The sequence below is a fragment of the Mycoplasma sp. CB776 genome, from assembly GCF_054343395.1.
Map to the genome: position 1 here is coordinate 17910 of NZ_JBTGVD010000012.1, position 11936 is coordinate 29845.

Below are 11936 nucleotides of genomic sequence, written 5' to 3' on the forward strand. Positions count from 1 at the left end.
AAAAATAATTTTATAGTATTTTAATTTTAATACTTTTTTAAAATAAAAGGTGAAAAAATTAAAATTTGATAATTTTTTGGGAAAAAGTAAAATAAATTCCTAAAGGCAATAATATAACAACCAAAGAACCGGCTGCTTGAATATTTAAAAAATATCCCCCTGAAGGAGTTTCACCTATTTGTCTAAATCAAATACCAACAGTTTTAGAGTCTGTGCTAGATAATAAAAAATTTGGTCATAGATAATCATTTCACGATGAAATAAAACTAAAAATAATTAATAATATATAATAATTTCTCATTTCTTTTCAATAAACTAAATAGATTTTTTGAAATATATTTAAATTATCTAATTTAATAACTTTTCAATATTGATTTTTTGTTTTTTCAAAATTAATTAATAGATTATAAATAAAAAAATAAGAAAATATAGAATTAGAAACAATTGAAAAAACTGATAAATTATTTATTATATGAAAATTGGATAATATTTCTCTTAATGAAAGATAAATAGAAAATTCTGGAATAAAAGAAAAAAACATAATAAAAAGTAAAATTGCTTTTTTTATTTTTTGATTAATTTTAGATAAACCAACTATAAATAATGTATAAAAAACCACTCTTAAACATATAAGCAGTAAAGAACTTGACATTGATAAAAAAACTGCTTTTCAAAATATTGAATTTTTGAAAAAATTAAAATTCGATCATTCAAACTCTTTTAAAATTAATGAATAATTATTATTAGAAGTGGAATAATTACTTTTTAATGAAGTGATTAATAATATATATAAAGGAAATAAAATTAATAATAAAATAAATAACAAGATTAAAATTTTAATAATTTCTTTGGTAATTTTTTTAATCATATTTTTCTCCTTTTTTGATTTTTATAAAGAAAAAACGCACTAAAAAGAAAAATATGTAAGTGATTAAAAATAAAAATAATAAATAAAATAGAGATAAAATACTTGCAGCATATGCCTTATTAATGTCTATTTCCAAAGTTCCATTTATTGGTTGAATTAAGCTCAAAACATAACTAGATAATGTATGAGCTTGTAGTTCTTCTATTTTATCTTCTTCCATAATTGCTCCTGGATATAAAAGAGCAGAAAAAACTAAATTTGTATATATAATAATTAATAAGTGTTTTTGAAATTCTTTGAAATATAAATATTTCATTTTATCTCAAAAATTTAAATTATCTAAAATCATAACTTTATAATATTTTTTATTTATTGAAATAAAAATAAAAGTAAATATAACTATATTAAAGGAAAGTGATCTTCAAACTTGAAAAATGAAAAGATATAATTTTATATTTAATTTATTATTTCCGTGAGTAAAACTAGCATTGGAATTAAAGATTTTAAAAAATAAGTTCTGTTCTCCAAAAAGCAATAAAAAAGCAATTCCTACAGCAAAATAAGAAATAAAAAATTGCGAATAAATAAGTTTTAAAAATAAATTTTGTGTTTTTTTCATTGAAATTGTACTCAACATATAAGCAATAAAAATAGATAAAAATAAAGATATAAATGTTGGGACAAAAAATAAAAAGGTAGAATTTTCAATGGCAATTTTAAAATTAGAATCGTTTATTACATTATTAAAATTATTGAGTCCATAAATAAATATTGTTTTTTTTGTCGAACTTGGAAAAACAATAAATGATTCATAAGTAGATTTTATAATTGGATAAATATAAAATAGAAACAGCAAAATGAGTAAAGGTAAAATTAATAAAAATATTTTTGTTATTTTTACTGTTTTTTTCTTTATTTTTGTCATTTCTATGTTATTTTTTTTCATTTGAAAACTCCAAAATTTTTTCATTATTAATATCAACTTTAACAAAATCATTTATTTCCAATGACTCATCAATCGAAATAGAAGTTAAAACATTATTTTCACTTGCTACCTTATAAATAATAAAATTTCCAACTATCTGTTTATCGATGATTTTAAATTCTGATTTTTCTTGACTTTTAGTAATTACTACATCTTTTGCTCTTACATAAAAAGAGTTTTGCTCTGTTTTTCTTAATAAATTAAGTTTTGGATAATTAAAAAAATCTGCTACAAAATAATTATTAGGTTTATTTAATATATTTTCTGTTAAGTCAAATTGTTCTATTTTTCCGTTATTTAAAACTAAAATATAATCACTTATTTTGAGTGCATCTGCTTGATCGTGGGTTATTAAAATTATTGATAAATCAAATTCTTGTTTTAATTTAATAACTCATTCTAAAGTTTTTTCTTTAATTTTAATATCTAGAGCTGAAAAAGGTTCATCCAGTAACAAAAGTTTATTGTTTTTAATTAATGCTTTTGCAATTGCTACTCTTTGTTTTTGACCGCCTGAAAGTTTGTTTGCTTCTTGTTTTATTAAAGTGTTAATTTCAAGTTTTTCTGCAATAACTTTTAGATCTTTTTTAAAAGTTTTTTTTATAAAAAATAAAAAATTTCATATTTTTTTTATTTGCTTTTTATCGTATTTTAAAGTTAAAAACAAGAATTTTCATCATAGGGATCAAAATAACCATTTTTCCTTTTTAAAAGAAATATTTTCTGTATATTTCTTTATTTTTTTAGATAATTGGTTTTCAATTTGTTGATTACTATGCTTGAAAAAATTTTCTAAAAATTTAATTCTTTTTTCTTTTTTTCAATTTAATGAATTTTTAGCACTTAAATAAATGTTGTGAAAAACTGATAAATGCTCATATAAAACATTTTCTTGTAAAATATATCCTATTTGTTCTAATTTTAAATTATTTAAAAATTTAATATTTCCACTAAATTGATTTTCTAATTGTGACAGCAAATTTAATAAAGTTGTTTTACCAGCACCAGAAGGTCCTACTATAGAAATGATTTTCTTTTCTGGAATAGATAAAGATTCTATTTGTAAAATGTTTTTATTTTCTTTTTTATAAAGTAAATTTTCTATTTCTATAATATTTTTCATATTTTAATTTTATCAAAAAAATTCCCAAGTTTATGCTCAGGAATTTTTCTTTTTTTAAATTATTGTTATTATCCTAATGAAACTTCAGCACCAGCAGCTTCTAATTTAGCTTTGATGTCTTCTGCTTCAGCAACTTTAACGTTTTCTTTTAGAACTACAGGAATAGAATCTACTAATTTTTTAGCTTCCATTAATCCTAATCCTAAAACTTCTTTAACTACTTTAATAACATTAACTTTTTGTCCACCATCACCTTTTAATGTAATGTTTACTTCTGATTTTGCTTCAGCAGCTTCAGCAGCTGGAGCAGCAGCTACAGCAACAGCAGATGGATCAATTCCGAATTCTTCTTTCATTGCATCTACTAATTCCATAACTTCTTTAATATTCATTTCTTTTAAAGCTTCAATAAAAGCTTCTTTTGTTAATTTTGCCATTTTATTTTTCTCCTTCTGATACTAATTTATTTTCATCGACTAACATTTTTAGTCCAACTGATAATTGTCTTAATGAACCCATCAATGATGAAGCAAGCATTGTAAGAGCTTCTTCGTAACTTGGTAATGAAGCAACTTTTTGAACTTCAGCTGCATCAATAACTTGATTTTCGTAAATTCCACCTTTTAAAACAACTTCTGGGTGTTTTTTGCTAAATTTAGAAATTATTTTTGCTGGTGCAATAGCGTCATCTCCACCAAATGCGAAAACATTTGGACCTACTAAAGTTGACTCTAATTCTGAATAACCTAAATCATTAGATGCAATTTTGAAAAGTCTATTTTTATAAACTTTAATTTTAACACCTGCTGATTTTAATTCTTTTCTTAATTCTTCAAAATCTGAAACATGTAATCCACGATATTCAGCAATAACTAATGAAGAAGAATTTTGAATGTTATTTTTAACTTCAGCAACAATATTTTCTTTTTCTTGTCTAAAAGAATTCATTGAACCTCCTTATTAATGTAATGCAAATTTATAGAGGAAAATATATTCAAATAACAAATTAAGTATTTTCATACAGTTATTATCTCCATATATTGCTTTTAAATTATAGCACAAAATCGTTTTTTGTTAGATTAATTTTAGAACTAAATGTAAACAATTTCTACAGTATAACTATTGTGATTATCTACTTCTCTTGGATTGTATTCAAAAGATATTTGTAATTTTACTTGTTCATTTACTTTTTCTATGGATTTAATGGTTAAATTGGTTATTAACGAATTGGTAGATGTTGTTAAAACAAAATCTTCTTTTTGAAGTTTGCTTTTATCTTTATTTTTAGATTCTTCTTTTAAAGTAGCAAAAATATTTTTTGTTGCTATTTTTTGAACTATTGATTCAAATTTAGTTGTAAATTCCTTTTCATCGTTTCAAATTAAGTCTTCTTTGTTTGAAAGTAAATCAACAAATCCAATTAAATCTTCAAAATTATTTTTGTTGTTTTTCAATCCAAAAAGAGCACTTGTTGAATAGTCAGTTGCAAATCACTTATCAAATCATAATCCCTTTTCTTCATTAGTGTGATGGGTGGTTAATTCTTCAGAAGAAATTTGAGATTCTAAAATATCAAAATTCTGTATTTTTGCCGTATTTAGTGTTCTTTTTACTTTTTGATCATAATCATAATAAGATATTTCTTTTGCGTTTTTTAGTGCTTTTTGAAGTTCATTAGAAGTTTTATTCACTCCTGGATGTCCTTTATAAAAAATATTATATTGAGAATTCAATTTAGCAATAATAGTCATAACATAATCAAAATCTTCATCATAACCACTACCTAAAATTATTAAACTTGGTTTATTGAATTTAGATTTTAATTCATTAACTTTATCTCTTTCTTTTTCTCAATCAAGACCAGTAATTTTAGATCAAAACGAACTAAATCTTTTATTTTCTTTAGTTCTTGTAGTAAAGATTAAGTCTTTTAAATTATTGTTATTTTCAAAAAATGGTAAGTGATTTTTGAAATTTAAAATTGAATATTTATTAGACACAATCTTGTCAGATCAATAAATTTTTAAGTTGTTCATTTCAGCAGATCTAAAGTACTGAGTTAGTCTATCATAACTTCCTAAATTTGTTCTTCATTCATTTTTTGAAAAATCATAGTATTTAGATTTAAATTCTTCTTGCGAATAAAAATGTTCAATGTGATATTCACCTAACACATTAGAATCCTCAATAGCTTGAAGTTTAACATTTTTAAGGTTTTTAATTTTCTCAAAATAACTTCCTGCTGAAGCAATATGATCTGAATTGAATCAAACATTAACTTTTTTTGTTGGATTTAAATAAGCTTGATAATAAGCTTGCTCAAAAAACTTATTTTCTTCTCCTTTTACTTCAATGACTTTTGAGTCTTCTAAATAAATTTCATCAGCGTTTCTTTCGTTTTGTAAAAATTTTCGCAATTCATTTGTATTTAATTGCTGCTGAATTTCTACATTATTTTTGGAATGATAAAAAATAATTGATTTTTTAGATAACATTGCCATTCTTATTAAGTTATAAAAGGTTTGCACTCCATAAGATGAATAATAAATATTAATATCAGCACTATCTTGTTCATCTAAAATATTGGTATATTTTTCAGTTTCCTTAAATTCAACTCTTGAAAATTCATCATTAGTTATTTTATTTTCAATTCTATGATGATATTTAGTTGCAAAATATGTTACTAAACTTGAGATAGAAATAGCGGATGAAATACCTAAAATACTAAAAATTATTAATTTATTTTTTCTTGATAACTTCTTTTTCATTGCTATTTCATTATATATATATATATATATATATATGAAATCCAAGAAAATTATTAAAAAATGAATTTTTTCATAAAAAAATAAGCAATTTTTAAGTTTTTGAAAAATAAAAACAGGAATTAATTCCTGTTATAACTAGTTTTTAAAATAAATTATTATTTTTAAAGTGCCTTTATCATCATAATGATTTATGTGTTTAACTTGTAAATTAATTTTTCAAGCTAAAGCTTTTACTTTTTCAGTATTTTTACTTTCAAATTTAATTGTTATTTTATTTTCTTGATCTAAAAAATAAGCTGTATTTGAAGTGATAATATAGTTTTGAGTTATTAATTCTTTAAAAATTTCTAAATCATTTTTATTTTCTGCTTTTAAAGTATTAATAAAATCTAATATCTCTTTTATTTTTTGATTTAGATTTTTTATAGAAATATTGAATTTTTCAAAATCTTCACTTTTGTAGTAACTTCAAGAATAAAATTTTTTATAAACAAAATTTTCTCCTTCTTTGAAATTAATTTCTGTTTCTTGTTCTGAAATATTATCTGTTTTTTGATTGCAACTTGCAACAAAAATAATAGGACTTGTAATGATAAATGAAGTTGAAAACAACTTAATTTTCTTTATTAATGACTTTTTCATAAAAAATATCTTCTAAACTTTTTTCTTTTAGTCCATGATAATAAATTTTTCCTTCATGGATTAAAGTAACATAAGTAGTAAATTCATCTATTTCTTTTAAAATATGTGAACTAATAAAAATTGTTTTTCCTTCTTGATTTAATTCTTTTAATATAGAAAATAATTCAAAACGAGCGGAAGGATCTAAATTTGCTGCAGGCTCATCTAAAATGAGTAATTCTGGTTCGTTTATAAGTGCTTGAATTAAAAGGATTTTCTTTTTTTGTCCTGAAGAAAAATCGTAAGGTTTTTTATTTTTCAAATCTTCGATTTTAAATTTTTGCAAAAATAAATCTATTCTCTTTTGTGCTGTATTTTTAGGGATTTTAGACAATTGGGCTAAGTAAAATAAATATTCATAAGTTGTCAATCCTTTTGGAAATAAAGCGTTTTCAGGAACATAACCTATCTTGGATTTAGCTTCTTCTTTGGTATTTATTATATTATCAATTAAGATTTCTCCTGTATATCCACTAAAAGCATCTATAATGCTTTTTATAGTTGTTGTTTTTCCTGCACCGTTTTCCCCTATAAATGCATGAAAACTACCTTTTTCAACGCTAAATGTTATGCTATTAACACCAGAATTGGTTTTATTATAAATTTTTGTTAAATTTTTTATTTCTAAAATATTATTATTCATTATTTATAATCCTTTCTTTTATACACTACATAACTTGAAAAAGCAAGAATAGTTACAACTAAAGATCATATTACTAAATTAATATTTTTATTATAAACAATTCTATTTGTTGCTTTGTATGAATATACTTCATCAACAGGTTGAAATAAGAAATTATTACTTTCTTCTAAACTAAAACGATAAATGATTTTATCATTTTTTATTTGTTGAATAGGACTGTAAGTAGAATATCCACCAATAAAATATTTCTTATTATCAAAAGAAATTTCAAATTTGTCAGGATTATAATATTTTTTGCCATCATTTTCTTTTTCAAGTAAAGTTAAAATAACTTTATTGAATTCAGGATGAAAGTAAGCATAATAAAGTAGTGAAGTGATAAAATAAATTTTCTTTTCAGTTAAATTTTTAATTTTATTTGTGTCAATAATCTCTTTTAATAATTCTGTATTATTATCAATAACTTTTGAAAAATTATCATCGTTAGTGTTATTAATATTACTTGAAAGTATATTTTCGAAGTATTTTAAAAGATCATTTTTATTATAATTTTTAACTTTTATAAAGGTTTTATAGGCATATTTGTCAAAAATAGCAGATTTTAAAACTTCTTCAATTATTTCTCATTTTAGTTTTCCAACTAAATCTTCAGGAACTGCAACTATCTTATCATCTTCAGGAAATGAGACTTCAAAATTGGAAGCATTTTCTCTTGAATAAATTATTTCTCTATTTTTTACATTCTCAAAATGAGAACTATTTTTTAATGCACCAGGAACTAAATAAGAATATTTTGTTTCTAATAAACTATCATCATCTTGTATAGCAACTTTTAATAAGTTGTTATTATTTAATTCTAACTTGTAATTGTATTCTCCAGAATCTAAATTTTTATAATTTAAATAATTTTCTAAATTATTAATTTGACTCTTAGAAACATAAGAAAGAGCATCTTTATCTTTATTATTATAAATATCAAGAAATTGATAAGGTAGTGAAAGTAATGAGTATGCTTGTCATAAAGTTGATGAATTTTTAGATTTTTGCTTTGCTAATTCTAAAAATTCTTTTTCTCTTTGTGAAAAACTTTTATTATCCACATTTTTAGGAATTATGTATAACTCATCTTTATTATTGTTTAAATAAAATTTTTCAACATCAAGCAACTTTCCAGAATCATAATTTGGGTAATTAATATTTAAATATTCTCCAAATTTGTTTTCACTAGAAGTTGAAAATATAGAAATTATACTCCCTAAAGTTGTAAAAGGCATAAAGAATAATAAAGGAAATGCTATTGATATTTTTGATGAAAATCTAGATGAAATTAAAATAGATATCAATCCAAAAAATAGATAAATAAAAAGAGGACTTAAGAAAATTCATAAAAAAGGTATATTTAAACTATTAATGAAATTTAAATTTAAAAACAGAGTTGTAGATAAAATTCAATAAGAAACAAAGGATCATAACATTGATCAAAAAGCAAAGTTTATAAGTTTAGTAAAAACTATTTTATGTCTTGTAATGCTTTTTGAAAAAACAATTATTTCTATTCCTTCGCTTTGTAAATCTTTAAAAATATTTAGTCCTTTTATAGAACCATAAAGACTAGATAAAATCCCATTAATTAAAATATTGATATAAAAAATAATCAAAAAGTTCTCTATACTTTTAGCAAGAGTGAAATTTAAAATTAAAGTTAATATAATCATTAATAAATTAATTACAGGAATAATAATTGTGCTTTTTTTCTTTAAAAGTAATTTATTTATAAATAAAAAGTAATTTTTATTCATATTTCTTTCTACACAACAACTGAATAACTCATAAAATTATACAATTTAATTGATTATTTTCTAAAAAATAGTATAATTTTTTAGTATAAATAATTAAATAATAATAAATAAACACATTAACAACAACTTAGAATAACTATTATTTATACAGCGGATTGAAATTATTCCTTAGGGAATTTTTTTATTGCTTTTTTATAAATAAGTTATAATTATTAATAGTTATTCTAAGTTTATAAGTAGAAAGATAATAAAAATGAAAAATAAAAAAGTAAGATTATTTCTACCTTTTTTAGTTTTATTTTCCCCCTTTTATTCTTTTGTTTCATGTAATGAAGCAAATGCACAAAATAAAAAAAATTTTTATTCTAATCCAGAAATTGATCTTTTATTAAAAGATATTTTTGAAAATAATTTAGAAAAAATAAATAATTACATTCTTGAACAAGAAAACATAAGTGATAAAAAATTAGAAGATTTAAAATTTTCTTTATTTGTTTATAATCCACTTAGATCTAATCAAGCTCAAGGTGGTAATTCTAATGAAGCAGTTGTCAAAATAGGAAAATCCATTTTAGAAGAAAATTTAAACAACAATTGATATTGAATTTTAAAAAATTTGGATTTTTTAGAATTTTTACATTATCCTTACGATGTTAATAGATTTAGTTCTAATTTCTATTCACAAAAAGAAGATGAATATTTTAAAACTGATTCTTTAAATTTTTTAAATTTAAAAGGAAAATCCATTAATTTTTTTATAAAAATACATAAAAAATTAGAAGATCATATTCTAGCATCCAAAGATATTTTTTATATTGTTATTGACAAAAATAAAGTTATAAGATTGCAAAAATTTGTTGATAAAAATAACATATCTAAATTTAGACTAGATAGTCAAATATACGAGATAAATAAAGAAAATACGACAAAAGAAGATATTGAATTGTTTGCAAATAAATTTGAAAATAAACAAGAAGAAATTATCAAAGAAAAAATAAAAAAAGATAAAAAAGATTTTGACGAAGATTTAGAATATGAACTTGAAGATGAAGAAGATGTAACTGAAGAAGAAAAAAACCAAAGAAAGCTTGAAGGTTACAAACAAATTGAAGATAAATATTCTAATTTAAATAACTTAAATATTTCAAATTCTACTACTTTTTTAAATTTAGATTTTTTAGTTTTTAAAGAGCTTGAAAAGGAATTTTCTTTAAAAAAATATTTATTAAAAAATATAAATTCTTCTTTTATTAACAACAAAAAAGAAGATGATGACAATCAAGAGAAAAATGATAAATTTTATATTGATAATGATTTTAAAAAATTCATTAATCCTTCTTTAGATATTATTGATAAAGGAAAAACTATTGAAGAAAAAAATACAGATAATATTTTATCTTTAATTCTAAATATTCAATTTAATAAAGATGAAGATATGATAAATAAATTTATTAAAAATCAACAAGAAAAAGAAAAACAAATAGAAGAAGGATTCAAAAACTTTGCTAAAGAAATAAAAAAATCTTCTTCTTTTGATTTTAAAAAAAATCCTATTTATTTACAATATAAAAATTTCTTGTCTCAAAATTGATATTTTGTTTTAAAAAATTTAACTAAATTTAAAGCTGTATTTAGTAATTGATTTACACTGCCAATAACTAATAAAGTAGATAAAAATGGTAATAAATTATCTCCATCAAAAGAATATTTAGAAAGTTTAGAAGATTTAGATAGCTATAGTGACTCTTACTTTTCTAATAATTTATTAAATGAAATTAAAGAAGGGGATACTACTGCATTAAGTAATTCTTATAAAGATTTATATATCAAAAGAAATAATCAAATTTTCAATATTAAAATAAGTTTAAAAGATAGCGGAACAACACTAGAATTTAACCCTTTTATTTTCTATTTTGCCAATTCTAAAACAGATAATATATCGATAAATGCTATCACAACTATTTTTCATAATGCTATTTATCATGATAGTTTTCAACATTATCAAGCTTTTGAAAATGATTTAATTAAAAAGTTTAGATATGGACAACCTGCAGAAATGTTAATTATATGAAAGGATCTAAATGAAAATTAAAAAAATATTTCCTTTTTTAACCGTTTTTCCTTTATTTTTGTCTTCTTGTAATTTAAATAATAATAGTCAACAAAATCAAATTAATCAGCTAAAAATACAGGAAAACGAAAAAGAAGATAAAGAATGAAATGAATTTATAAATTCTGACTTTATTACAAATATTCTAAATGTTACATTCGATTCTGAAGATAAAAAGAATCAATTTATAAAGGAACAAAAGGAATTAGATATTAAAACAACATTTTTAGATATTAAAAATTGATTATATTATTATACAACTATTCAAAATAATACTGATGATGGATTTATTTCAAAAAAAGCATTGCCTTATAGTCAATCTCTTGCTAAAATAAAAGAATTAACTAGTAAAAATTGGTTGTTTTTCCTATTTAATCTAAATAAAATAGTTTTTATTCAACTAGCTGATACAACAAATTTGTTTGCTGGTACTAAAGAAGAGCAAACAGAAAAATCTAGAGAAAACTTACTAACTAATCCTTTATTTTATATATCAAAAGATAATAAAATTTTAGACTTTGCTATTTTAAAAACTCAAGATAACTTAAATTTAACAAAAGAAGAGTTAGAAGAAGAAGCCGAAGATTATCAGCAAGATTTCAAATTTTATTTTGTAAACTATGATGGATTACTTTTTGAAATGGAATTAACCAAAGAATTTGATGAAAACAAAAATAACACATCTAACAAAATGAATTTTATTTTATGAGCAGATAAAATTAAAAAATGAAATGTGAAAAATAATAAATCTAATTTTGATATTCAAAAATATGTAAAAGAAAAAGAATCAAGAGGTTTAAACTCCAATTCTTCAGCAATTTCTCTAGAAATTTTTCTAGATAATTTAGGCGGAAAACCCATAAGATACACATTTGCTGATTTAAAATTATAAAAAATAGATAGCAAAACTATCTATTTTTTTCTATCATTTTTTCAATTTCAATTCAAGATTCATCATT

Annotated in this window: 11 protein-coding genes; 2 read left to right on the forward strand and 9 right to left on the reverse strand. The window is 21.3% G+C overall.

The window, feature by feature from the left end; genetic code table 4:
* Positions 1 to 58: 58 nt before the first annotated feature.
* The 9 genes from ACXX86_RS01930 to ACXX86_RS01970 form a co-directional block, all read right to left on the reverse strand.
* The gene (locus tag ACXX86_RS01930) at positions 59 to 868 is read right to left on the reverse strand and encodes an ABC transporter permease subunit (RefSeq protein ID WP_436358402.1); all 810 of its coding nucleotides are present in this window, start codon (positions 866 to 868) and stop codon (positions 59 to 61) included.
* Positions 861 to 1814: a sugar ABC transporter permease gene (locus ACXX86_RS01935; protein WP_458560512.1), complete on the reverse strand. Its 954-nt coding sequence runs from the start codon at positions 1812 to 1814 to the stop codon at positions 861 to 863. The genes ACXX86_RS01930 and ACXX86_RS01935 overlap by 8 nt, the downstream gene beginning before the upstream one ends.
* On the reverse strand, positions 1801 to 2976 hold the full coding sequence (locus ACXX86_RS01940) for an ATP-binding cassette domain-containing protein (RefSeq protein ID WP_436358404.1): 1176 nt from the start codon (positions 2974 to 2976) through the stop codon (positions 1801 to 1803). The genes ACXX86_RS01935 and ACXX86_RS01940 overlap by 14 nt, the downstream gene beginning before the upstream one ends.
* Before the next feature lie 68 nt (positions 2977 to 3044).
* The gene (gene rplL / locus ACXX86_RS01945; protein ID WP_436358405.1) at positions 3045 to 3413 is read right to left on the reverse strand and encodes a 50S ribosomal protein L7/L12; all 369 of its coding nucleotides are present in this window, start codon (positions 3411 to 3413) and stop codon (positions 3045 to 3047) included.
* A gap of 1 nt (position 3414) precedes the next feature.
* Positions 3415 to 3924, reverse strand: coding sequence for a 50S ribosomal protein L10 (gene rplJ / locus ACXX86_RS01950; protein ID WP_436358406.1), 510 nt, complete (start codon positions 3922 to 3924; stop codon positions 3415 to 3417).
* A gap of 143 nt (positions 3925 to 4067) precedes the next feature.
* Positions 4068 to 5744, reverse strand: a complete 1677-nt coding sequence (locus ACXX86_RS01955; protein ID WP_458561037.1) for a hypothetical protein — start codon at positions 5742 to 5744, stop codon at positions 4068 to 4070.
* Positions 5745 to 5879: 135 nt separating this feature from the next.
* Positions 5880 to 6386: a hypothetical protein gene (locus ACXX86_RS01960; RefSeq protein WP_458559425.1), complete on the reverse strand. Its 507-nt coding sequence runs from the start codon at positions 6384 to 6386 to the stop codon at positions 5880 to 5882.
* Positions 6358 to 7068 (reverse strand): ABC transporter ATP-binding protein, encoded by a 711-nt coding sequence (locus ACXX86_RS01965; protein ID WP_458557674.1) that lies wholly within the window; start codon positions 7066 to 7068, stop codon positions 6358 to 6360. Before ACXX86_RS01965 ends, ACXX86_RS01960 begins: the two co-directional genes overlap by 29 nt.
* A complete protein-coding gene (locus ACXX86_RS01970) occupies positions 7068 to 8867 on the reverse strand; it encodes a hypothetical protein (protein ID WP_458559426.1) in 1800 nt (599 codons plus the stop codon). The genes ACXX86_RS01965 and ACXX86_RS01970 overlap by 1 nt, the downstream gene beginning before the upstream one ends.
* Before the next feature lie 253 nt (positions 8868 to 9120).
* Between ACXX86_RS01970 and ACXX86_RS01975 the strand changes: the two genes are divergently transcribed.
* Both ACXX86_RS01975 and ACXX86_RS01980 read left to right on the forward strand, forming a co-directional pair.
* Positions 9121 to 10959 (forward strand): aromatic motif membrane protein, encoded by a 1839-nt coding sequence (locus tag ACXX86_RS01975; protein ID WP_458561038.1) that lies wholly within the window; start codon positions 9121 to 9123, stop codon positions 10957 to 10959.
* Positions 10949 to 11869, forward strand: coding sequence for an aromatic motif membrane protein (locus tag ACXX86_RS01980; RefSeq protein ID WP_458560511.1), 921 nt, complete (start codon positions 10949 to 10951; stop codon positions 11867 to 11869). Before ACXX86_RS01975 ends, ACXX86_RS01980 begins: the two co-directional genes overlap by 11 nt.
* Positions 11870 to 11936: the final 67 nt, after the last annotated feature.